Annotated in this window: 20 protein-coding genes and 3 tRNA genes; 11 read left to right on the forward strand and 12 right to left on the reverse strand. The window is 63.5% G+C overall.

All coding sequences use genetic code 11. From position 1 onward, the window contains the following. Positions 1 to 14 precede the first annotated feature (14 nt). From ccoP to hemN, 5 genes are all read right to left on the reverse strand, one after another. A complete protein-coding gene (gene ccoP / locus VGE08_RS04960; protein WP_331066755.1) occupies positions 15 to 947 on the reverse strand; it encodes a cytochrome-c oxidase, cbb3-type subunit III in 933 nt (310 codons plus the stop codon). Then, positions 944 to 1105, reverse strand: a complete 162-nt coding sequence (locus VGE08_RS04965) for a cbb3-type cytochrome oxidase subunit 3 (RefSeq protein WP_331066756.1) — start codon at positions 1103 to 1105, stop codon at positions 944 to 946. The genes ccoP and VGE08_RS04965 overlap by 4 nt, the downstream gene beginning before the upstream one ends. Beyond that, positions 1102 to 1731: a cytochrome-c oxidase, cbb3-type subunit II gene (gene ccoO / locus VGE08_RS04970; protein WP_331066757.1), complete on the reverse strand. Its 630-nt coding sequence runs from the start codon at positions 1729 to 1731 to the stop codon at positions 1102 to 1104. Before ccoO ends, VGE08_RS04965 begins: the two co-directional genes overlap by 4 nt. 11 nt (positions 1732 to 1742) lie before the next feature. Then, positions 1743 to 3116: a cytochrome-c oxidase, cbb3-type subunit I gene (ccoN, locus tag VGE08_RS04975; RefSeq protein WP_349258629.1), complete on the reverse strand. Its 1374-nt coding sequence runs from the start codon at positions 3114 to 3116 to the stop codon at positions 1743 to 1745. Between the two features lie 353 nt (positions 3117 to 3469). Next, complete coding sequence (gene hemN / locus VGE08_RS04980) at positions 3470 to 4843, reverse strand: oxygen-independent coproporphyrinogen III oxidase (RefSeq protein ID WP_331066759.1); 1374 nt, start codon at positions 4841 to 4843, stop codon at positions 3470 to 3472. Between the two features lie 367 nt (positions 4844 to 5210). Between hemN and VGE08_RS04985 the strand changes: the two genes are divergently transcribed. Both VGE08_RS04985 and VGE08_RS04990 read left to right on the forward strand, forming a co-directional pair. Then, positions 5211 to 6383 carry a cyclopropane-fatty-acyl-phospholipid synthase family protein gene (locus VGE08_RS04985; RefSeq protein WP_331066760.1) on the forward strand — a complete coding sequence of 391 codons (1173 nt, stop codon included), beginning with the start codon at positions 5211 to 5213 and terminating at the stop codon, positions 6381 to 6383. Continuing rightward, positions 6380 to 7507, forward strand: coding sequence for an NAD(P)/FAD-dependent oxidoreductase (locus VGE08_RS04990; RefSeq protein ID WP_331066761.1), 1128 nt, complete (start codon positions 6380 to 6382; stop codon positions 7505 to 7507). The genes VGE08_RS04985 and VGE08_RS04990 overlap by 4 nt, the downstream gene beginning before the upstream one ends. Here VGE08_RS04990 and VGE08_RS04995 read toward each other — a convergent pair whose 3' ends face one another. The 3 genes from VGE08_RS04995 to VGE08_RS05005 form a co-directional block, all read right to left on the reverse strand. Continuing rightward, positions 7508 to 9892, reverse strand: a complete 2385-nt coding sequence (locus VGE08_RS04995; RefSeq protein ID WP_331066762.1) for a phosphoketolase family protein — start codon at positions 9890 to 9892, stop codon at positions 7508 to 7510. Positions 9893 to 9987: 95 nt separating this feature from the next. Then, entirely contained in the window at positions 9988 to 10632 is a 645-nt protein-coding gene (locus VGE08_RS05000) for a response regulator transcription factor (protein ID WP_331066763.1), read from the reverse strand. Between the two features lie 77 nt (positions 10633 to 10709). Then, a complete protein-coding gene (locus VGE08_RS05005; RefSeq protein ID WP_331066764.1) occupies positions 10710 to 11465 on the reverse strand; it encodes a sensor histidine kinase in 756 nt (251 codons plus the stop codon). 160 nt (positions 11466 to 11625) lie between these two features. Between VGE08_RS05005 and VGE08_RS05010 the strand changes: the two genes are divergently transcribed. Together VGE08_RS05010 and VGE08_RS05015 are read left to right on the forward strand one after the other, a co-directional pair. After that, positions 11626 to 13182 carry an ATP-binding protein gene (locus VGE08_RS05010; RefSeq protein ID WP_331066765.1) on the forward strand — a complete coding sequence of 519 codons (1557 nt, stop codon included), beginning with the start codon at positions 11626 to 11628 and terminating at the stop codon, positions 13180 to 13182. Between the two features lie 112 nt (positions 13183 to 13294). After that, positions 13295 to 14233 (forward strand): universal stress protein, encoded by a 939-nt coding sequence (locus VGE08_RS05015; protein WP_331066766.1) that lies wholly within the window; start codon positions 13295 to 13297, stop codon positions 14231 to 14233. A 12-nt stretch (positions 14234 to 14245) separates the two neighbouring features. On the opposite strand, the gene VGE08_RS05020 is transcribed toward VGE08_RS05015, so the two are convergent. Together VGE08_RS05020 and recQ are read right to left on the reverse strand one after the other, a co-directional pair. After that, entirely contained in the window at positions 14246 to 15193 is a 948-nt protein-coding gene (locus VGE08_RS05020; protein WP_331066767.1) for a ketoacyl-ACP synthase III, read from the reverse strand. A 107-nt stretch (positions 15194 to 15300) separates the two neighbouring features. Continuing rightward, entirely contained in the window at positions 15301 to 17184 is a 1884-nt protein-coding gene (gene recQ / locus VGE08_RS05025; RefSeq protein WP_331066768.1) for a DNA helicase RecQ, read from the reverse strand. A 160-nt stretch (positions 17185 to 17344) separates the two neighbouring features. On the opposite strand from recQ, the gene VGE08_RS05030 reads away from it, so the two are divergent. Continuing rightward, the gene (locus VGE08_RS05030; RefSeq protein WP_331066769.1) at positions 17345 to 18658 is read left to right on the forward strand and encodes an MFS transporter; all 1314 of its coding nucleotides are present in this window, start codon (positions 17345 to 17347) and stop codon (positions 18656 to 18658) included. 25 nt (positions 18659 to 18683) lie between these two features. Here VGE08_RS05030 and VGE08_RS05035 read toward each other — a convergent pair whose 3' ends face one another. Further along, positions 18684 to 18962, reverse strand: a complete 279-nt coding sequence (locus VGE08_RS05035) for a PilZ domain-containing protein (protein WP_116808918.1) — start codon at positions 18960 to 18962, stop codon at positions 18684 to 18686. A gap of 212 nt (positions 18963 to 19174) precedes the next feature. Here VGE08_RS05035 and VGE08_RS05040 point away from each other — a divergent pair, with 212 nt between their 5' ends. Further along, positions 19175 to 20173 (forward strand): threonine/serine dehydratase, encoded by a 999-nt coding sequence (locus VGE08_RS05040; protein WP_331066770.1) that lies wholly within the window; start codon positions 19175 to 19177, stop codon positions 20171 to 20173. Then, positions 20170 to 21006, forward strand: coding sequence for a glutamate racemase (gene murI, locus VGE08_RS05045; RefSeq protein WP_331066771.1), 837 nt, complete (start codon positions 20170 to 20172; stop codon positions 21004 to 21006). Before VGE08_RS05040 ends, murI begins: the two co-directional genes overlap by 4 nt. A gap of 6 nt (positions 21007 to 21012) precedes the next feature. Here murI and VGE08_RS05050 read toward each other — a convergent pair whose 3' ends face one another. Then, positions 21013 to 22548 carry a GGDEF domain-containing protein gene (locus tag VGE08_RS05050; RefSeq protein ID WP_331066772.1) on the reverse strand — a complete coding sequence of 512 codons (1536 nt, stop codon included), beginning with the start codon at positions 22546 to 22548 and terminating at the stop codon, positions 21013 to 21015. 183 nt (positions 22549 to 22731) lie between these two features. Here VGE08_RS05050 and VGE08_RS05055 point away from each other — a divergent pair. From VGE08_RS05055 to VGE08_RS05070, 4 genes are all read left to right on the forward strand, one after another. Then, a tRNA-Tyr gene (locus VGE08_RS05055) sits at positions 22732 to 22817 on the forward strand. Between the two features lie 9 nt (positions 22818 to 22826). After that, positions 22827 to 22900: transfer RNA gene (locus VGE08_RS05060), tRNA-Gly, on the forward strand. Positions 22901 to 22976: 76 nt separating this feature from the next. Next, positions 22977 to 23052: transfer RNA gene (locus VGE08_RS05065), tRNA-Thr, on the forward strand. An 86-nt stretch (positions 23053 to 23138) separates the two neighbouring features. Beyond that, positions 23139 to 23318, forward strand: a 180-nt coding sequence (locus VGE08_RS05070; RefSeq protein WP_331066773.1) for a GTP-binding protein, incomplete at its 3' end; no start/stop codon positions are given.

Genomic DNA, 23318 nt, shown 5'->3' on the forward strand with positions numbered 1-23318 from the left:
GCGAGCTGGTCTGCTCAATTGGCGGCATGCTTCTCGGCCTCGTTCAGGCTGAGCACGTACGCGGCCAGCAGCTTGACCTTGGTGTCTCCGAGCAGCTCTTGATGAGCGGGCATCTGATTGTCGCGGCCGTTGGTGATCGTGGCGCGCACGCTGTCGAAGTCACCGCCGTGCAACCAGATGTTGTCGGTCAGGTTGGGCGCGCCGAGCATCTGATTACCTTTGGCGTCTGCGCCATGGCACGCGGCACACAACATCGCAAAGCGCTGCTCGCCCGCGCTGACCCAGTCGGCCGGCGCCTTGCCGCCGCTCAAGCTGACGACATACGAAGCCACTTCGTTGACGCCGGTCTCGCCGAGCGCGCTGCCCAACGCCGGCATCATGCCGTGACGTCCCTGGGCGATGCTTTCCAGCAGCCGTTGCTCGTCGCCACCCCACAACCAATCGTTGTCGGTGAGATTGGGAAATCCCCTGGCGCCGCGCGCGTCGGAGCCATGGCAGCCGGCGCAGTTGGCGCCGAACAAATTCTTTGCGGTGGCCATTGCGCTGCCGTTGTTGGCGAGCTCACGCAACGAAAGATCCTTCAGCGAGGCCACTTGCGCCTCGAACCTGGCGCGCTGAAGTGCGACCTGTGCTTCATGCTGGCCAACCGACGTCCATCCCATGGTGCCGCGGAAATTGCCCAGGCCCGGATAGAAGATCAGGTAGGCCGCGCCGAACAGCACCGTCAGGATGAACAAGCCGAGCCACCAGCGCGGCAACGGGTTGTTCAGCTCTTCCAGGTCGCCGTCCCACACATGGCCGGTCGTGCCGACGCCTTCGGCCGGTGACTGTTTTGTGTCGCTCGAGGATACGCGCGTGCGCGCCGTCCACCACATCAGCCACAGGCACGCGACGATATTGATCGTGGTGAAGACGATGATGAAAACGCTGGCAGGTTGGCTGATCATTGCGGCGAATCCTGATCTTCGAGCGGCAGACGCGCGAGGCTGTCGAACTCCTGCTGACGGTTCTTGCTCCAGGCCCAGGCCCACAAGGTCATGAAGGCCAGGAACAACACCACCGTCAGCAGCCCGCGCACTACACCCATGTCCAGAACGATGCTCATTGTTGACCCTTTGCCGATGAGTTAGCGGGCGCGCCCAGGAACTTCAGCCCCTGCATGTAGGCGATCAGCGCATCCATCTCGGTGCGGTCGCCGACTGCTGCGGAGGCCTCCTCGATTTCCTGAGCTGTGTACGGCACGCCGATCTTCTGCAGCGCCTGCATCTTTGCCTGCGTTGCTGCAGGATCGAGCTTGCGTTCGGCGAGCCAGGGAAAGCCCGGCATGTTCGATTCGGGCACCACGTCACGAGGGTTGATCAAGTGCACGCGATGCCATTCGTCGGTGTAGCGGCCGCCCACGCGCGCCAGGTCGGGGCCGGTTCGCTTGGAGCCGAACTGGAACGGATGGTCGTAAACGGTTTCGCCCGCGAGCGAGTAGTGGCCGTAGCGTTCGGTCTCGGCCGGCAGCGGCCGCACCATCTGCGAATGGCAGTTGTAACAACCTTCGCGCACGTACACATCGCGGCCTTCCAGCGCCAGCGCCGAGTAGGGCTTCACGCCGGGCGAAGGCTCGACCACCGACCTTTGCATGTACAGCGGCGTGATCTCCACCAGGCCGCCGATGCTGATCACCGCCGCGATCAGCGCGCCCATCAGTGCAACCTTCTTTTCGACGATTTCGTGTTTCATGACGGTTCAGCTCAATGACTGGGGGCGGGCGCCAGCACGGCGGCGTCGACTGGCTGCGTGTTGCGCACGGTGCGCCAGACGTTGTAGGCCATGATCAGCATGCCGCTCAGGAACATCAGCCCGCCGAGCAGGCGCACGGCGTAGTACGGATACGTGGCCTTCAGCGACTCGACGAAGGTGTAGGTCAAGGTGCCGTCGGCGTTCACGGCGCGCCACATCAAGCCCTGCATCACGCCGGCGATCCACATCGAAGTCACGTACAGCACGATGCCGATGGTGGCGATCCAGAAGTGTGCCTCCATGAGCTTGACGCTGTGCATCTGCGCGCGGCCGAACAGCTTCGGAATCATCTGGTACATGGCGGCGATGCTGATGAACGCGACCCAGCCGAGCGCGCCGGAGTGCACGTGGCCGATGGTCCAATCGGTGTAGTGCGACAGCGCGTTCACCGTCTTGATGGACATCATCGGGCCTTCGAAAGTGGACATGCCGTAGAACGACAGCGACACCACCAGGAACTTCATGATCGGATCGGTGCGCAGGCGGTGCCAGGCGCCGGACATGGTCATCAGGCCATTGATCATGCCGCCCCAGGAGGGCGCCAGCAGGATCAGCGAGAACACCATGCCGATCGACTGCGCCCAGTCGGGCAGCGTGGTGTAGTGCAGGTGGTGCGGACCGGCCCACATGTAGATGGAGATCAGCGCCCAGAAGTGCACGATCGACAGGCGATACGAATAGATGGGCTTGCCGACCTGCTTGGGCACCACGTAGTACATCATTCCCAGGAAGCCGGCGGTGAGGAAGAAGCCGACCGCATTGTGGCCGTACCACCATTGCACCATCGCGTCGACCACGCCGGAGTAGATGACGTACGACTTGGTGGGCGACACAGGAATCGCCAGGTTGTTGACGATGTGCAGCACCGCGATGGTGATGATGTACGCGGCGAAGAACCAGTTGGCCACGTAGATGTGCTTCACCTTGCGCTGGGCGATGGTGCCGAAGAACACCACGGCATAGGCCACCCACACCACCGCGATGAGCAGGTCGATGGGCCACTCGAGCTCGGCGTACTCCTTGCTCTGGGTAATGCCCAGCGGCAGCGTGATGGCCGCGAGCACGATCACCAGTTGCCAGCCCCAGAACGTGAATGCCGCGAGCCCGTCCGAGAACAGCCGCGCATGGCTGGTTCGCTGCACGATGTAGTAGGACGTGGCGAACAGCGCCGAGCCGCCGAACGCGAAGATCACCGCATTGGTGTGCAGCGGACGCAGGCGGCTGTAGGTGAGCCAGGGAATGTCGAAGTTCAACGCCGGCCACAGCAGCTGCGCGGCGATGAACACGCCGACCGCCATGCCGACGATGCCCCAGACGACCGTCATGATCGCGAACTGGCGCACGACCTTGTCGTTGTAATGCGCGCGGACGTCGGTGCGCGTACTCGCGGCCACGTTCGCGTCGAGTGGAAGCACATTGGCAGACATCATCGGCCTCGTATCGGAGTATGAATCGAGCGCATGCAAAATACCTCGGGTCAGAACTTTTCTAATTACGGGGACCCCGAGAGAGACTGCGCGCCAGCCCTGAGAGATCGCCCTGATGGGCAATCGTGGCGCCCGCGATCCCTATGAGATATGCCGATTGCATCTCGTTGCGACGTTGCGAACGTCAACGGCGATCGCAGCCTTCGTGGCGTGCGAAGCTGTAGGCGGCGCTCAGGGTTCGCCTGATGGGCTCAGATGACTTTGGAGTATTGCATCGTGGCCGAACGCCGCAGGTGGGCGTCGAAGACCATCGCGACGGTACGCAGCAGCGCGCGCCCCGATTGGGTGATGCGAATGAATTCGTCGTCGCGCGTCACCAGGCCGTCGTTGGCCAATGCATCCAGCGCGCTCAGCTCGGGGCCGAAGTAGTCGCCGAACTCGAGGGCGTAGCGGCTCTCGATGTCGCGCATCGACAGGGTGCCGTTGCACATGAGCCGCTGAATGATCTCGCGCCGCATCTCGTCATCGATGCTCAGGGCGATGCCGCGTTCCACCGGCAGGCGGCCGGCGTCGAGCGCCTGGTAGTAGGCGGACAGATGTTTGTGATTTTGCGAGTAGGAGTTGCCGACGGCGCCGATCGCACTGATGCCCAGACCGACCAGGTCGCAATCGCCGTGCGTCGAGTAGCCCTGGAAATTGCGATGCAGGCTGCCATCGCGCATGGCAACGGCCAGGTCATCGTCGGGCAGCGCGAAGTGATCCATGCCGATGTAGACATAACCGGCATCGGTGAGCCGTTCCACCGTCAGCGCCAGCAACTGCAGTCGAGTGTCGGCATCGGGCAGTTGCTCGGCACGGATCGCACGTTGCGCCTTGAAGAGGCGAGGCATGTGCGCGTAGCCATAAGCAGCAATGCGATCGGGTCGCATTTGCACCACGGTGTCCAGGGTCTTGCCGAAGCTTTCGAGCGTTTGCAGCGGCAGCCCGTAAATCAGATCGAAGCTCATCGAGCGGTAGCCGAGCGAACGGGCCTGCGTCACGCAACGTTCGATCTGTGCGACGCTCTGTATCCGGTTTACCGCTCGCTGCACGCGTGCATCGAAATCCTGGACGCCGAGGCTGAGGCGATTGAAGCCCAGCGCCGCCAATGCCGGCAGCGTCTGCTCGTCGAGGGTGCGTGGATCGATCTCGATGGAGAACTCGCGTTGTCCGGAATGATCGATGTTGAACTGCCGGCCCAGTTGCTCGAACAGCGCCGCCATCTGCGGCGGGGTCAGATAGGTCGGCGTGCCGCCGCCGAAATGCAACTGGCGCACGCTTCTGCGTCGCTCGAACAGCGTGCCCTGCAGCTCGATCTCACGATGCAGCCGCTGCAAGTATTGCTCGGCGTGCGCGGGGTTGCGCGTGATGATCTTGTTGCAGCCGCAGTAGAAACAAGGACGCGCACAGAACGGCACGTGCACATAGATCGACAGAGGCCGGGGCCTCGCGCTGTTGCTCAACAGCGCGATCCGGCGGTAGTGCTGCTCGTTGAAGCCGGTATGGAACTGGACCGCGGTCGGGTACGACGTGTATCGCGGCCCGTGGCAATCGTAACGGCGGATCAGTTCAGCGTTCAGTTTCATGCGGCCCAGCGCGGGTGGGGGCGTTCAATGTTCATGGCCTGTCGGACAGGCCGGGATGGCTTCGTACGGAGTCACTTATAAGGGCCGGGCCCCGCCGCCGCGCTCCGGAACTCCACGCAGCGGTTGGGGAATAGTCCCGGGATGGCGGCCGAATCTGTAAACCTTGCCAGGCTCTTGCAACCACCCGAGAAAATCTCAACTATGTCGCTTGGCGACTGCCAGCGGGGGGCGGGTGACAACGATGCGGACCTCTGAACAGCGGCCTATGACGACGTTTCGGGTGGCGAGCGAGGCGCCACAAAGCACAGCGCGTCAGGACTCTCCTGCGCCCGCCCCGGCGTCACGCGCGCGCTCCTTGGAAGGTCGGATGCTCCAGGCTCTGCTGCACGCATTCGGCGATCCGCCGGTCCAGTTCGCGCTGTGGAATGGCGACCGCGTGTGGTCCGGCACGGGCGATCCGGTGGCCACCCTGCACATCCCCGATAAGGCCACCTTGATGCGCCTGTGTGCCGATCCGGACATGCAGTTCGGCGAGTTGTACAGCGTCGGCAGAATTCAGATCGAGGGCGATCTCGGCCGGCTCATTGAAGTGCTCTATCAGGGTGCGGCTCGTCCCGCGCGCAATTCCATTTCCTTGCTGCGCCGGCTGGAGCAATGGCTGCATCGCCGCCCATCCAATACGCTGCACGGTTCGCGCGAGAACATTCATCACCACTACGATATAGGCAACGAGTTCTATTCGCTGTGGTTGGGCTCCACCATGGCCTACACCTGCGCCTATTTCCCCACGCCCGAGGCCACGCTGGACGAGGCGCAGTTGGCGAAGATGGAGCACGTTTGCCGGAAAGTGCGGCTGCGTCCGGGGCAGCACGTGGTCGAGGCGGGTTGCGGCTGGGGCGGGCTCGCTCTTTATATGGCGCGCCACCATGGTGTGAAGGTCACGGCATTCAACATATCGAAGGAGCAGCTCGCTTTTGCGCGGGAGCGCGCCAAGGCCGAGGGCCTGCAGGACCGGGTCGAGTTCGTGGAGGACGATTACCGCAATATTCGCGGCTCGTTCGATGCGTTCGTCTCGGTCGGCATGCTGGAGCACGTCGGCGTGGAGAATTACCCGGCGCTGGGCGAGTTGATCCGCAGTTGTCTGAAGTCCCACGGCCTGGGCTTGATCCACACCATCGGGCGCAATCGCTGGAAGCCCATGCATCGCTGGATCGACCGGCGCATTTTCCCGGGCGCCAATCCACCGTCCTTGAAACAGATGATGGACATCTTCGAGGGCGCGGGCTTATCCGTGTTGGATGTCGAGAACCTGCGTCTGCACTACGCCAAGACGCTGGATTGGTGGTGGCGACTGTACGAACAGTCCGCGGACCGCGTGGTGCGCATGTTCGACGAGAACTTCCTCAGGATGTGGCGCTTGTATCTGGCGGGCTCGCGCGCCGCGTTCACTACAGGCGAGATGCAGTTGTTCCAAGTCGTGTTCGCGCACGGCTCCAGCAACGACGTTCCGCTGACGCGCAATCATCTGTATCAGTCATGAGCGTCGATAGCTGCGATGTGTTGATCGTTGGCGGCGGTCCGGCGGGGGCGACGTGCGCCCGCGTCTTGAAGCAGGCCGGGCTGGACGTGCTCGTCATGGACAAGAGCGTGTTTCCGCGCGACAAGGTGTGCGCCGGCTGGATCACGCCGCAGGTGGTGGCCGAGTTGGATCTGGACATCGACGACTATCGGCGTGGCCGGGTGTTCCAGCCCATCGATTCATTTATTACTGGCATGGGTGAGCGGGCCACCGCGGCCGTGCATTACGGCAAGGTGGTCAGCTACGGCATCCGGCGTTGCGAGTTCGATCATTATCTGCTGGAGCGTAGCGGGGCGCGCTTGCGGCTCGGCGAAACCTGGAAATCCATGGAGCGCCAGGGCGATGGCCGCTGGCTGGTAAACGGCGAAGTTGCCGCGGCGCTGGTGATCGGCGCGGGCGGTCATTTCTGTCCCGTGGCGCGTTTTCTCGGTGCCCACCTGGGCAAGGAAGAGCGGGCCATCAGCGCGCAGGAAATCGAGTTCGAAATGGACGAGTCGCAGGCCGGGCAATGCGCGGTGAGCGGCGAGCGGCCCGAGCTCTATTTCTGCGAAGACCTGAAGGGCTACGGCTGGTGTTTCCGCAAGGGAAACTATCTCAACGTGGGGCTCGGGCGCGAAGGCAACCACCGGCTCGCCGAGCACGTGCAGACGTTTGCTCGCTCACTGGCTGCGCAGGGGAGGATTCCGGCGGACCTGCCCGGCAAGTTCAAGGGTCACGCTTATTTGCTATATGCACACGCGGGGCGCCCGGTGATTGGCGACGGCGTGCTGATCATTGGCGATGCCGCCGGGCTGGCTTATACCCAAAGCGGCGAGGGCATCCGACCGGCGATCGAATCGGGATTGATGGCCGCTGCAAACATTCTCGCCGCCGATCGCGATTACCGCCGCGAACGCTTGACGCACTACGAAGCAGCCCTTCGCGCCCGCTTCGGTGAACGCGGCGAAGCCCCCGCGCTCGCCATGCTACCCGCCAGGCTGCGTCTCGCTTTGGCCCGCGCCCTCATGCAAACCCAGTGGTTCGCCCGCAATGTCGTGCTCGACCGCTGGTTCCTGCACGCCCAGCTGCCCGCGCTGTATTCGTAGCTACGCGCTCAACCATTGCCAGTCGCGGACTTCCGGCATGTCTTCGCCGTGCCGGCGCACGTATTCGCGATGCTCGATGAGTTTGTCGCGCAGGCGTTGGCGCAGGTGGCCGGCTTGGGCGCCCAAAGACGGCACGAAGTCGAGGGCGGCTTCGGCCAGGGAGTAGCGATCCAGATCGTTCAGCACGGTCATGTCGAAAGGCGTGGTGGTGGTGCCTTCCTCTTTGTAGCCGCGGACGTGCAGGTTGTCGTGACCGTTGCGGCGGTAGGTGAGGCGATGGATCAGCCAGGGATAGCCGTGGAACGCGAACAGGATGGGCTTGTCCGCGGTGAACATGGCATCGAATTCCTTGTCGTTCATGCCATGCGGGTGCTCGCTGGCCGGCTGCAACGTCATGAGGTCCACCACGTTCACGACGCGGATGCGCAGCGACGGCAGCCACTCGCGCAGCAGCGACACGGCGGCCAATGTTTCCAAAGTCGGCACATCGCCCGCGCAGGCCATCACGATGTCGGGCGAGCCGTCCTGGTCGTTGCTGGCCCAGGTCCAGATGCCCGCGCCGGCGCTGCAATGTTTGATGGCGGCATCCATCGATAGCCATTGATGCTGCGGCTGTTTGCCGGCGATCACCACATTGACCAGGTTGCGGCTGCGCAGGCAATGATCCGTCACGCTCAACAGCGTGTTGGCGTCCGGCGGCAGATACACGCGAATCACTTCGGGCTTCTTGTTCACCACGTGATCGATGAAGCCGGGGTCCTGATGGCTGAAGCCGTTGTGATCCTGGCGCCAGACATGCGAGGTGAGCAGGTAGTTCAGCGACGCGATGGAACGCCGCCAGCGAATGTTATTGCAGGTCTTGAGCCACTTGGCGTGCTGGTTGAACATCGAATCGACGATGTGAATGAACGCTTCGTAGCAGCTGAAGAAGCCGTGGCGGCCGGTGAGCAGATAGCCTTCCAGCCAGCCCTGGCATTGATGCTCGCTCAGCATTTCCATCACCCGTCCATCCGGCGCCACGCTGGTATCGGTGGATTCGATCCGCGCAGCGGACATTCGTGAGGTGACCGAGAGCACGTCATCCCAGCGATTCGAAGTGAATTCGTCGGGCGAGAACAGGCGGAAGTTCGCCGACTGCATGTTCAGCTTCATCACATCGCGCAGGAACTTGCCTTGCACGCGGGTCGCCTCGGCGATGCGCGAGCCAGGCGAGGGCAACTCGATCGCGTATTCGCGAAAGTCGGGCAATCGCAAATCACGCAGCAGCACGCCGCCGTTCGCATGAGGATTGTCGCCCATGCGGCGTTTCCCCGTCGGCGCGAGCTCGCGCAGTTCCGGCCGCAACTTGCCTTCGGGAGTGAACAACTCCTCGGGCTTGTAGCTGCGCAGCCAGGATTCCAGCTGCTGCAAGTGATCGTTCTTCTGCGCCAACCCCGACAAAGGCACCTGGTGCGAGCGCCAGTTGTTTTCGACGGGTTTGCCGTCCACTTCTTCCGGTCCCGTCCAACCCTTCGGTGTCTGCAGCACCAGCATGGGCCAACGCGGTCGTTCGCGAAAACCGTTCTGGCGGGCATCGGCCTGAATCTCCCGGATGCGCTCGATCATCCGGTCCATGGTTTGTGCCATGGCCAGATGCGTGGCGGCGAACGTTTCGCCTTCGTCGACGAAGTACGGTTCGTAGCCGTAGCCCTGCATGAGGTGTTTCAGCTCCTCGCGTGGAATGCGCGCGAGCACCGTGGGGCCGGCGATCTTGTAGCCGTTCAAGTGCAGGATGGGCAGTACGGCGCCATCGCGCACCGGGTTCAGGAACTTGTTCGAATGCCAGCTGGTGGCGAGCGGGCCGGTTTCGGCTTCGCCATCGCCGATGACGCACGCCACGATCAGATCCGGGTTGTCGAATGCGGCGCCGGTGGCATGCGACAGCGCGTAGCCAAGCTCGCCGCCTTCATGGATCGAGCCCGGCGTTTCCGGTGCGACGTGGCTGGGAATGCCGCCGGGGAACGAGAACTGTTTGAACAGGCGGCGCATGCCGTCCTTGTCCTCGGAAACATTGGGGTAGTACTCGCTATAGGTGCCTTCCAGATAGACGTTGGCGACCAGTGCCGGTCCGCCGTGTCCGGGACCTGCGATGTACAGCATGTCCGCGTCATACTTCTTGATGACGCGGTTGAGGTGCGCATAGATGAAATTGAGGCCGGGTGTGGTCCCCCAGTGGCCCAGCAGGCGCGGCTTGATGTGCGCCAGCGTCAGCGGCTGCTCGAGCAGCGGGTTGTCCATCAGGTAGATCTGACCGACGGACAGATAGTTCGCCGCGCGCCAGTACGCGTCCAGTCGGGTCAGGTATTCAGGGCTGAGCGTAGGATCGTCGCGAGTGGCCTCGGGCATGGCTACCTCAAAGCGGTTGGCGGTTAGCGGTTGGTGGTTAGTAAAGACAAAGCCGAGTGCTCTGCATGGCTTGACCAACCACTAACCGCCAACCGCTAACCACTGCCCAAAGTTTCCCCGTTCAAGGTCAGATGCATCTTTACCAGGTGTGCGACCGAGCGTGCTTGCATCTTTTCCATGACATTGGCGCGGTGAATTTCCACGGTGCGCTCGCTCAGGCCCAGATCGATGGCGATGACTTTGTTGGCGCGGCCGTCGACCACCAGCGCCATGACTTCGCGCTCGCGCGGCGTGAGCGATTCGCTACGCCGCCGAAGGTCCGCATGCCGCTCCACGATCTCGCGATTCTCGGCGTCCTGTTTGAGGGCGCCGTTGATGCGATCGAGCAGATCCTGGTCGCGGAACGGTTTCTGCAGGAAGTCGAAGGCGCCGTCCTTCATGGCCTGCACGGCCATGGGAATGTCGCCGTGGCCGGTGATGAGGATCACCGGCAGCATGGAGCCGCTGCGATTCAGATGCTGCTGCACTTCCAGCCCGCTCATTTCGGGCATACGCACATCCAGCACCAGGCAGCCGGGCTGGTTGGGATCGAGCTTCTGCAGGAATTCACCGGGCCGCTCGAACGCGACCGCGTTGTAGCCGACCGTCGACATCAAGACGGTCAGCGCGCGGCGCATGCCGTCGTCGTCGTCGACGATGTAAATCGTGGGTTTCTTGCGAGGGGTCTTGTTGGCGCTCATGGAATCGGGTCCGGGAATCGAGTCCGGGGAAATCGGGTCCGCGCAGTCGTGTCCCGCGCTGGGCCGCGGCCCTAAGATTATTCGATTGCCGCGGGCAAGCGAAACCAGAATCGGACGCCGCCGCCTTCCACATCGTCGCAGCCAATGGCGCCTTCATGGGACTCGACAATAGCGCGGCTCGAGGCCAGGCCCAAGCCCGTTCCCTGGTCTTTGGTGGTGAAAAAGGGTCGGAACAGTTGCGCGCGAGCTTCGGTCGTCAGCCCGACGCCGTTGTCGATCACGGCCGTGGTCACGGCATAGCGATCCCCGCCCACTTCCAGGCGCACGCGGGCCGGCACGTTCTCCGGGCGGCGCACCTCCAGGGAATTCTGCACCAGAGTAAAAAGCACATGCTGGATCCGCAGCCGGTCCACCGACACCGAGGGCAGCGAGTCGTCGATGACCACGTCCAGTTGCACCCCGGCCCGGCTGGCGAGCAGCTTCAGCACCGGCATCAGCTCGGCGACAACGTCGGTCATGGAACACACGGTGCGTGCCACGGCCGTATCGTTGAACAATTTGCGAATGCGGCGGATTCCTTGTCCAGCATTCAGGGCCTCGTTACTGATATGCCGCAGGACATCGAGCGCCGCTGGCATCATGGGATCGGGACGAGATAGCATGCGTTCAGCGGCTTGCGCGAAGGTCGCGATGGCGCCGATGGGCTGGTTCAACTCATGTGCGAAACCGCTGGCCATTTCCTCCAGTGCGGAGGTCCGGGCGATCTGCATCAGCTGCTCCAGCAGCCGAGCGGTTGCGGCGTCCGCTGCCGCGGCCCCTGGCTCAGCCGGCACGGCGGATCCTTCGCCGGGCGCCAGGGAAAAAGCGGCAGCGTGTGATGGGCATGATTCCGTGAGTTTCATATGCATCGCAGCCTGCCGCAACCCGGGGCCAGGGACACCCGCGACTTCCACTGAAACGACTACGCCCGTCCCGTAGAGCATAATGGCGACGATGGAACAGCTAAGCGACATAACCCAGCACCTGCTGCGGTTTTCTCCAGACGCCCTCATCGTGGTCGATGCCAACGGGCGGATCCGCTTCGCCAATCACACTGTCACGGAGTTGTTCGGCTACGCGCCGGAGCAGCTGCTGGACAAGCCGCTGGAGACGCTCGTTCCCGAGCGTCTGCGGGTCAAGCACGTCAGCCATCTGGCGGCTTACCTGAAGCAGCCGGGCAATCGCGAGATGGGCGCCCGCATCGCGGATCTGTACGCGCGCCGGGCGGATGGCAGCGAATTCGCCGCGGGCATCCGGCTGGCACCCTTCAAGATCGACGGCCAGCTGTTCGTCGCCGCGGCCATTCGCGACAACACCGAGCGGCAACAGATCAATGAGGCACTGATCGCCGCGCGCGAGGATGCCGATCGGGCCAATCGCGCCAAGAGCCGGTTCCTGGCCACGGCCAGCCACGACCTGCGGCAGCCCATTCAAACCATTCGCCTGTTGAACGCGGCCATGCTGAAGATCTCGAGCCCGGACCTGCGCGAGCTGCTGCAACAGCAGGAGCGGGCCATCGAAGGCATGACGCGCATGCTGAACGCGCTGCTCGATATCAGCCGGCTCGAGTCCGGCGCCATCGAACCACAGGTGGCAAGCGTGCCGCTGAGCGAGGTGATGCACCAGTTGACCACCGAGTTCGAGTCGGTGGCGCAGGCGCGTGGCATCGCGTTCCGCATCGAGCCGGCCGCGTTGACCATCTCGACCGATCGCAATCTCTTTTATCAACTGCTGCAGAACCTGGTCGGCAATGCCTTGAAGTACACCGACCAGGGCGAGGTGGCTGTGACCTGCGTGCAGGGTCCGGCGTCGCTCATGGTCACCGTGAGCGATACGGGTATCGGCATTCCCGCAGAGAAGCTGGACCGGATTTTCGACGAGTACTACCAGGTCGACATGCAAGGCGCCAAGCGCATGGGAGTGGGCCTGGGCCTTGCCATCGTCAAAGAAGTGGCGCGTCTGCTGGGATTCACGGTGACCATCAACTCGCGCGTTGGCGAGGGCACGCAGGCGGTCGTGAACATTCCCAACCAGCACCTTGCAGGGGTGCCGGCCGGGCCCGAAACTGTCGCCGACGCCGTGCCTCCGGATGGAGCCACACGCCGGGCTCGTGTGCTGCTGGTCGAAGACAACGACGGCGTGCGGCTTGCGACCGAGCTGTTCCTGCGGTTCGAAGGGTTTCATGTCGAGAGCGCATCGTCCACCGCCGAGGCGGACCACCTGTTCGCAAAATGTCAGCGCGGCGATGTGATCGTGGCGGACTACCACCTCGACGGGCGCAACACCGGCCTGGAGCTGTTGGCGCGCGTGCGCCAGCGGGTCGGTTATGAAGTGCCCGGCGTCGTGCTCAGCGGCGACTTGCCGTCGGTGCTGCGTTCGTTGCGCTCCCAGGTCGCCAACTGTCGGTTCCTGAGCAAACCGGTGGATACCGGGGCGTTGCTCGAAGCGATCGACGAACTGTCCGCCGAGGGCGATCCCGCCCTGCGCAGTATCGCTGGCCGACCGGCCTGAGTTGCGGCTGCTGCGGACCGGTTACGCGCTTGTCCCGATACCGGGCGCGTCGCGGCAATTCGAGACTGAAAACTAGCGCTTCGTTTCCTCTGCCGTCCGGCTACATTGAGCAATGGGATATATCAAACAAATCCTGGTGATCGTCGATCCCACCGCCCAAGAGCATCCGGCCGTCACCAAGGCGGCCTTGCTGGCCGAAAAGTTCAACGCGCGCCTGGAGCTGTTCGTCTGTGACACGAAGGCGGCGCGCGAGATGCGTTTGCTCTCTCATCTTCGTGCCACGCCCGAGGCGCCCGTGCCGGTCAACATCAAGGGCATGCTGGAATCGCTGGCGGCACCGCTGCGGGACCGCGGTCTGGATGTGACGACCGAGACGGAATGCGCCGATCCGCTGCATGTTGGCCTGATCGATCGCACGCGTCGCACGAGCGCGGACCTGGTGGTCAAGGACACGCATCATCACTCGCTGGCAAAGCGGACCTTTCTCACCAACACCGACTGGCAGCTGATCCGCGGTTGCCCGGTGCCACTGCTGCTGACCAAGGCAGCGCCTTGGCCAGCCGCGCCTCGCATTCTCGCCGCGGTCGACCCGGGTCACGTCAACGACAAGCCGGAGATCCTGGATCACTGGATCGTGGAGCATGCCGCGCTGTTCGCGCAAAAGCTCCAGGGAGACTTGCATGTGGTGCATGTCTATGTGCCCATGGCGATCGTCGGCGCCGCCACCATCGCGAGCCCTTCCATGGCGAGCGCGGTGACGCCGGAGGACCTGGAGCTGGAAGAGCGCAACCGTCGCAAGCTGATCGCGGCGCTGGTGAGCGAATACAACGTGCCGCCCGAGAACATTCATCTGGAGCTGGGCGGACCGGCGCAGGTACTGCCGGCCGCGGCCGCGCGCGTCAACGCCGACGTGATGACGATGGGGGCGATTGCCCGCAGCGGATTGAAGCGCGTTTTCATCGGCAGCACGGCCGAGGACGTGCTCGAACGGCTGCCGTGCGACGCATTGATCGTCAAGCCGCCGCAATTCGCCGAGCGGCCGGCTCTTTAATCTCTCACGCCATCATGGGGCGCGCCGAAGCAGCGCTCCCGCCGCCGAGTAACCGCCACCGAACGCGATCAGCAATGCATAGTCGCCCGGCTCGAGCTTGTGCGCGTAACGATGCAAAGTGATCGCCACGCTGGCGCAGCCAGTGTTGCCGAGCTCGTCGATGGTCAATGCAACGCGCTGCGACGGCAGACCAAGATCGTCCGCCACGCTATCGATGATGCGCTTGTTGGCCTGATGGGGAATGACCAGGCGCACGTCGCCCACGGTCAGCTTGTTACGTTCCAGCAGCAAGCGCGCCATGCCGGCCATCTCGCGGCAGGCATGCACGAAGATGTCCTTGCCATGATGCATGACCAGGCCGCCGTCCCGCGGCACCATGGTGATGCCGAAGGGTCCCTTGCCGCGATCGGCCAGGCCGACGGTGTGCGTGTCCAGCACTTCCAGCGCCAGCTTGCCGGGCGTGTCGCCGAGAATGAACGCGGCGGCGCCATCACCCCACAGGTGGCCGGATTTTTCGTCGCCGTCCGAGGAGTACAGGCTGTTGTGCTCGGACGCCACCACCAGCGCCTTGCGCGAGCGGCCCGAGACGAAGTAGGCCGAGGCCATGTCGATGGCGTCGATGAAAGACGAGCAGGCTGTCGACAGATACATGGCACGCGCGTTGGCCAGCGAGAACTCCCGCTGCAGCACATGGGCGATGGTGCCAATGGTGTCCCAGGGTGTGTACGAGGCGCCGATGATCAGATCGATGTCGTCGAGCGTGGCGTCGCCACCGCGCAGCAGGTGCTTGACCGCCGCGACGGCCATCGTATTGGCGTTCTCGCCTTCACCGGCGCGGCGGCGCCGGCGAATGCCGGTCAGCTGCTCGAACCATGGCGAGGGCCGGCCGGTCAGCCGCGAGAAGTAGTCGTTGTCAACGACTGGCTCCGGCAGGTACTCACCCGAGGCATGAATGAACATTCGTCGTCTCTGGACTGTCAAGGCGGGGCTCGATAGGCAATGGTTACGGGCAAGCCGCGCCTTCAGGCGGCTCGTGAGGCGGCGGGATTATACCCGCGATGCGCTGATTACTCGCCGCGGACTGCGCGAGCCGCGCGGATCTCGTCGGTGAATAACTCTCCATAGCGCGCCAGCTTGGCCTGGCCCACGCCCGGAATGGCGGCGAATTCTTCCAGATTGGCCGGCGCTCTGCGCGCCATTTCGCGCAATGTGGCGTCGTGGAAGATGACGTAGGGCGGCACGCCGCTCTGGTCGGCCAATCGCTTGCGGAGGGCTCGCAAGCGGTCGAACAGTGGTTGGTCGGCCACGTGCAGGTCGTCCGCAGCGCTCGTGGCGCCAATGCCAGCGGCTTGTCGCCGGCCAGAGGCAGGCGCTTCGGCGATCTGCACCTTCCGCTCGCCGCGCAGGACCTCCCAGCTGAGCGCGTTGAGGAACAGGACCGGGTAGCCATCCTGCGTCTCCTGGACCAGGCCTTGATGCAACAAGGCGCGCGCCACGCTGCGCCAGGTCTCGATACTGTGTTGCTTGCCGATGCCGTAGACACTGAGCTGCGCATGTCCATTGTCGATCAAGCGCTGTGACTGGCTGCCGCGGAGGATGTCGATCAGGTAGGCGGCGCCGAATCGTTCGCGTCTTTGCGCGAGCCGCGCGATACACGACAGAAACTGCTGTGCTTCGACGGTACGGTCCCGTAACAGGCGCGGATTGCGGCAGTTGTCGCAGTTCCCGCACGAACCGCTGAGCACTTCGCCGAAGTATCGCAGCTGGATTCCCCGCCGGCATTCGGTGGACTCGGCGTAGTTGAGCACCTGCCGCAGCTGTTGTCGGGCCAGGCGCTGCTCGTTCTCGAGCGGCTCGCCGCTGTCCGGGTCCACTTTTTGCTGGATCAGGAACTCGGCAGTGCGGATGTCGGCGGCGCTGAAATACAGAATGCATTCGGCGGGATCGCCATCGCGGCCGGCGCGCCCGGACTCCTGGTAGTAACTTTCCAGCGTGCGCGGCAGATCGTAATGAACCACCCAGCGCACATCCGGCTTGTTGATGCCCATGCCGAACGCGATCGTGGCGACGATCACGCGCGCGTCGTCGCGAATGAAGGCTTCTTGATTGCGCCGGCGCTGCTCGGCATCGAGCCCGGCGTGATAGGGCAGGGCGGCGATGCCGTCGGACTGCAACTGCAAGGCGAGCTCGTCGACGCGCTTGCGTGACAGGCAATACACGATGCCCGCATCGTCTTCGCGCGCTCGCGCCAGCAGCTCGTCATAGGTGCGCTTGTTCTTGGGCCGCACGCCGTAATACAGATTCGGGCGATTGAAGCTGGCGACGTGAATGGCCGGGTCGCGCAGCGCCAATTGATTGACGATGTCATCGCGAACTCGCGGTGTCGCCGTGGCGGTGAACGCGAACATCGGAATGTTTGGATGGCGCCGGCGGAGCGTAGCGAGCTGTCGATATTCCGGCCGGAAGTCATGGCCCCATTCGGAGACGCAGTGTGCTTCGTCGATGACGAATGCAGCGACGCCGCGACCGTCGACGAGGCGCGTCAGCACGCCATCGAGGAATCCGGATTGCATCAAGCGCTCCGGCGCGAGGTACAGCAGCTTGTATTCGCCTTGCGCGGCGCCTCGCAACCGCGCGCTCACTTCGCCTTGCTCCAGGCTGGAGTTGATGTATGTGGCCGCGATGCCGTTGTCCTGGAGCAGGCGCACCTGGTCCTGCATCAGCGCGATCAGTGGTGAGATCACCAGCGTGATCCCGGACTGCAGAACCGCGGGCAATTGAAAGCACAGCGATTTGCCGCCGCCGGTGGGCATGATGGCCAGCAGGTCCCGCCGCGCCAGCGCGTCACGCACGATGGCTTCTTGTCCCGGCCGGAAGGAACTGAAGCCAAAGCGACTTTTGAGCGCGGCGCCGAGGTCGATGGCGGCCTGTTCGCCGGGGATATTGTTCATGAAGGCTGTCACCCCGGCATCATCTCATCCTTCGTTCGCGGCTGGCACACGGTGGTACCGGCTGGTGATGGGAATCTCGCGCACTCAAAACGCGACGCGGATGTTAGGCTCGGGCCCCAAACCACAGACCAATCGCAAGCAACAAGAACATGGGGGCTTCGTGACTGATCAGCAGCGGAACGCGCGGTACGCCTTGGCGATCCTGTTTGGCATCAACCTCATGAATTTTTTCGACCGGCAGATCGCCGGCGCGTTGGGCGAGCCGATTCGCATCGAGTTCGGCTTGAACGACACGCAGCTTGGCCTGCTGGCCACCGTGTTCACGCTGGTGTATGCGGCGGTCGGAGTGCCGTTGGGCTGGGTCACGGACAACTGGCTGCGCACTCGCTTGATCGCCGTCGGCGTGACCGTCTGGAGTGTGCTGACCGCAGCGTCCGGGCTTGCGTGGAACTACACATCGTTCCTGCTGACGCGCATCGGCGTCGGCATCGGTGAAGCAAGTTGCGCGCCGGCGAGCCAATCGCTGATCGGCGATCTGTATCCGCCCGAGCGGCGCGCCAGAGCCATGGCCATCTTCATGCTCGGTCTGCCGTTGGGGCTGTTCGCCGCGTATATGCTTTCCGGCGTGATCGGGCAGGCCTGGGGCTGGCGCGCGGCGTTCATGGTCGCGTGTGTGCCCGGCCTGATACTCGCGGTGCTTGCGCTCTTCATCAAGGAACCACCGCGTGGAGCGGTGGAAGCGCGCACTTCGCTGGCGCTGCCGGTCTCGCCCTATCGCCTGGTGATGCGGATCAAGACCATGTGGTGGATCGTGCTGTCGGGTCTGCTCTACAACTTCAGCGTCTACGCGATGAACGTGTTTCAAACGCCGTTCCTGCAACGTTTCCACGCGCTGGGATTGAAGGATGCGAACACCCTCTCGGCGGTGTCGTTGGGACTGACCGGTATCGTTGGTTTGTGGGTCGGTGGCTGGCTGGGCGATCGCCTGCATATGACGCGGCCGAATGGACGCGTGTTGGTGGGCGCGGTGGCGCTACTGCTGGCTGCGCCCTGCGTGTTCCTCGCGCTTCAACAACCGAAAGGCGGCGTCGTGATGTTCACGGCGTTGATGGCTACCTCGACCGCGCTGTCCTTCGCGTATTACTCGACGGTGTATACGGCGATTCAAGACGTCGTGCCGCCCAACGTGCGAGGTACGGCGGTGTCGCTATATTTCTTTGCGATGTATGTACTTGGCGCGAGCTTCGGTTCGACCATCATGGGCGCGCTGAGCGACTACTTCGCGCATCACGCCATGTTGGCGGCGGGTGCCGCCGAGATGGCCGAGTCGTTCCGCGCTACCGGTCTGCACAATGCGATGTACGTGATCCCGGCGTTGCTGTTGCTGTGTTCCGGATCGCTGTTCGCCGCGTCGCGCACGATCGCGGCGGATATGAAAGCAATGAGCTCAGGGCACGCTGTCGCGTGCGCCTGACCAATCCTCTGACCCGATCAGCTCATCAGCGCGTGCCGGTCAGGCTTTCCATCATCAGGCCGGTGCCGCCCTTGGACACGTGCGCCACGATGGCCGTGCGGCGATGGATCTTGGTCACCACGCCGAGATTGATCGCGAAGGCCAGGTGCACCGTCGCGCCTTTTTTCAATCCCAGGTTTTCGGTTTCGATGAAGACGCCGTTGGCGCTCAAGTTGCGCGCGCGGCATAGCTTGCCGGGACGGCCGGGGACGGAAACGTAGACGGCGGTACGCGCTCTATGACGTGTATGGAGACGTCGCTCCATGCTCAACTCCCCGAGTTTCGGTGCGTGATCATTATGCCGCGCTCGCGCGCGCGTGCGAAGTGTGTTGATAGGGTCTTATGTCGTAACTGCATGTCACTGAATGTTGACATTGAATCTCGTCGTCAGCGGCTGTGCGATTCACGCACAATGTCCATCGCACGATATTCCCGGAGCCAGGGAATGGTTATCCCGATAGGTACATATCGATGGTGATGGCGCTTACGCTTGACGAAATACGCACCGCTGTCGGACGGCTTGCCACTCATGTGGTGCGAACGCCCGTGCATCGGTTGCAGTCGCCCGAGGTCGATGACGCGTTTGGCGCCACCACGGAGACGTGGCTGAAGCTGGAGCTGTTCCAGCGCACCGGTACATTCAAGGCGCGCGGCGCCCTGCTGAATGTCCTGGCGCTGTCGGAAGATGCGCGCAAGCGAGGAGTTACCGCGGTCAGCGCCGGCAACCACGCGGCCGCTGTGGCCTTCGCGGCGGCGTCGGCCGGCGTCAGTGCCAAAGTAGTGATGTTCGCGTCCGCCAATCCCATGCGTGTGCAGTTGTGTCGATCCTTGGGTGCCGAGGTGGTGTTCGCCGAAACGGCGCACGCCGGATTCGAGCTCGCTGCCCGCCTTGCGGAACAGGAGGGCAGGACGCTCATCCATCCCTTTGAAGGCCGGACCACGGCGCTGGGGACCGCGGGCGTCGGCCTCGAGCTTTGTGAGCAGATTCCGGGCCTCGACGCCGTTATCGTGCCGATCGGCGGTGGCGGGCTGTGCGCCGGCATCTCCTCCGCCGTCAAGTTGCTGGCGCCGAACTGCGAGGTCTTCGGGGTCGAGCCGGAAGGGGCGGACACCATGCACCGCAGTTTTGCCGCCGGCGAGCCGCAAGCCATCGAGCGGGTCGCGACGATCGCCGACAGTCTCGGCGCGCCGTATGCGTTGCCCATCTCGTTCGAGCTGTGTCGCCGCAACGTCGACGGGCTGGTGCGGATCAGCGATGACCAGATGCGTTCGGCCATGCGCTTCCTGCTGCGCAACGCCAAGCTGGCGGTGGAACCGGCGGGCGCGGCGGCGACCGCCGCGTTACTAGGTCCACTGAAACAACGATTGCAGGGCAAGCGGGTCGGGCTGATCGTCTGCGGCAGCAATATCGACTCGGCCACCTATGCTCGCCTGATCGGCGACCAGCCACTCCAACCTCTCCTCGCCGCTTCATGAGCCAACCAAACTCGCTTCCCATCGGCGTCTTCGATTCCGGCGTCGGCGGACTGACCGTGCTGCGCGCGCTCCGACAACGCTTGCCCGCGGAGCAATTCATTTATCTGGGCGATACCGCGCGGCTGCCCTACGGCACCAAGAGCGGCGCTTCGGTGTTGCGCTATTCCATTCAGGCCGCGGAGTTCCTGGTCAATCAGGGCATCAAGTACCTGGTCATTGCCTGCAACACGGCGTCGTCGGTGGCTGTCGAGCCGTTGCGGCAGCGGTTCGCGCCCATGCCGGTGATCGGCGTGATCGAACCAGGTTCGATCGCGGGCTGCGCGGCGTCGAAGTCCGGACACATTGCCGTGCTTGCCACCGAGGGAACAGTGCGAGGCGGTGCATATCAACGAGCAATCGCGCACGCGAAGCCAGATGCTCGGGTTGTCGCACAAGCATGCTCACTGTTCGTCGCGTTGGCGGAGGAGGGCTGGACCGAGGGCGCCATCGCGGAAGCAATCGCGCATCGCTATATCGATGAATTGTTTCGTAACGATCCACTGATCGACACGTTATTGCTCGGCTGCACGCACTTCCCGGTACTTGCGACGGCATTGCGCGCTGTCATCGGTCCCTCGGTCACCATTGTCGATTCGGCCGAGACCACGGCGAATGCGGTGCATGCGGAGTTGTCGGAGCTGGGATTGTTGCGCACCGGAGAACGGGTGCCGGGCAGGATGATTCTTCAGGCCACCGATGGTCCGGAACGATTCGCGCGCGTCGGCAGCCTGTTCCTGGGCGAGGCGTTCGATGCGGGACGCGTGGAACTGGTGGATATCAGCCCAACGCGTTGATTGCCACTAGGTTCTCGCCGAGACGGGGCTGCGTCGTGAAGTGGGCAGCTCGTCGTAGCACTCGACTCGATTGCGGCCGCAAAGCTTCGCGGCATACAGCGCATGGTCGGCGGCTTCCAGCAACGCCAGCGTGCTCGGGAAGCGTTGCTTGGTTGTGTAGGTCGCGACACCGATGGAGGCCGTAATGCGGATGCCACCCGCTTCGGCACCATGATCCGCACCCGCGAGGGACCCCAGGATGCGCTGGGCGATCTGGCGGGCGATGGTGCGGTCGGTGCTTGGCAGCACCACGATGAACTCCTCGCCACCAAAGCGCGCCACGAGGTCGCTGCCGCGGACCACGGCTTGAATCGCCCGCGCGCAGCTGTGCAACACCTTGTCGCCCACTGGCGTGCCGTACTTTTCGTTGATCAGCTTGAAGCGATCGAGGTCGATGTGCGCGACGCTCAGATCGCGGCCAAACACCACGGACTGCGTGAACTCGCGATCGAGCATGCGATCCAGCCACGGACGGTTGAGCACGCCGGTCAACGGGTCGCGGCGGCTCGAATCCTCCGCTTCCTCGGTGCGTGTGAGCAAAACACTGGTGGTGGCCTGCAGGTTGGTGACTTCCTGCAGCGCGTGCAGGTTGCGCACGGCCAGCAATTCGCGCGCTTCGGCCAGCAGGTTCTCGGCGCCATCCGCGTCGAGAATGCTGGTTTCGTACAGGGCTTCGGTTTCCGGGATCAGGCTGAGGATGCGCGCCACCACTTCGTTGAAGTGCTCGTGGCTCATGCTCAACAGGCGGTGGGCCCGCTGGGCGAGGGCGGGGACCGAGCTCGCATGGTCGGCAGACAGAACGGCCTCAGCGAGATCGCTACCTAGCGCGACGCAGCGCGCGAACTGACCTTCCTCGCTCGCCGCGGAGAACATCTGTGGGGCGTGGCTGGCCTCGACGGGCTTGCACAGCCGTTCCGGCAGGTTCCAGGTGCGCAGCATCATGGCCGTGTAGTAGGAGTGGTCCTTGCCCAGCCGGGCGATCTCGTACGCCACCCAGTCGGCATGCGTGGCGTTCGGCGGCAGCTGGCCGTAGAAGTCGCGCACCGCGCGGTCCAGGGCCAGGACCCCCATGTCCTGCAGCATCGCGGACAAGAAAATGTCTTCGGCGTGACCGGTCTTCGCCGCCTCGCTGAACGCGCGGGCGGCAGTGGCGCCCAGCAGGGCGCGGCGCCAGAACCGGCTGTAGTCGATGCCCGTGGCCTTGAGGGCCCGCATGGACGAAACCAGCGAAAAGCTCAGCGCCAGGGTCAGGGCGGCATTCAGGCCGATGATGACTAGCGCCTGGCGCAGGTTCTGACTGGGGCGGCGCTGGGCGTAGAATGCGGAATTGGCGATGCGCAGGATCTTGGCCGTCATGGCCGGGTCGCGGCCCACGGCGGTGGCCACCTTGGCCATCTCGATCTCCGGATCGCGGGCGAGCGCGATGATCTCGGTCGCCACCTGCGGCGGACTGGGAAAATCGATTTGGGCTTTGAGGCGTAGTTCCAGATCCTGAGGCAGCATAGCCAGCGTCCATAAAGCTGCGTCGTAAAGATTCGCGGGCACCTGCAAGGCGCCCGGTAAGGTGGGTATCGGCGCCTTGGCAGATGACTTAAGCAGGAAATTTGCCGGCGCGTGTCAAAGACCTCTTGGTTGCTGTTGACACTCAATGAGTTGGCGAAGAGAATGCCCGGCTCTTATGTCCGCGGAGGGGTACCCAAGCGGCCAACGGGGGCAGACTGTAAATCTGCTGGCTTATGCCTTCGTAGGTTCGAATCCTACCCCCTCCACCACTCCTCGATGCGGGTGTAGTTCAATGGTAGAACCTCAGCCTTCCAAGCTGATGGTGTGGGTTCGATTCCCATCACCCGCTCCATTGACTGCTCGGGATCGAGTGCGAGTCCGGCGGAGATAAGAGATCTGCAAGGTTTTGTCCTTGAGGTTGTCGGAACGCTCACGTAGCTCAGTTGGTAGAGCACGTCCTTGGTAAGGACGAGGTCACCGGTTCAATCCCGGTCGTGAGCTCCACCTCGAGTCGATGCATTGAATTCGGTTGTCTGTTGCATTGTTGTCGCCATCTCGAACGAGTGACTTCTAGATAGAGGAACGCCGCTGTGGCCAAAGAGAAGTTTGAACGTACCAAGCCGCATGTGAACGTGGGCACCATCGGTCACGTCGACCATGGCAAGACGACGTTGACGGCTGCCTTGACGAAGGTGATGGCGGAGAAGCACGGCGGCGCGGTGCTGGCGTACGACCAGATCGACAAGGCGCCGGAAGAGAAGGCGCGCGGC

This window comes from Steroidobacter sp., assembly GCF_036406195.1.
Lineage (GTDB): Bacteria > Pseudomonadota > Gammaproteobacteria > Steroidobacterales > Steroidobacteraceae > Steroidobacter.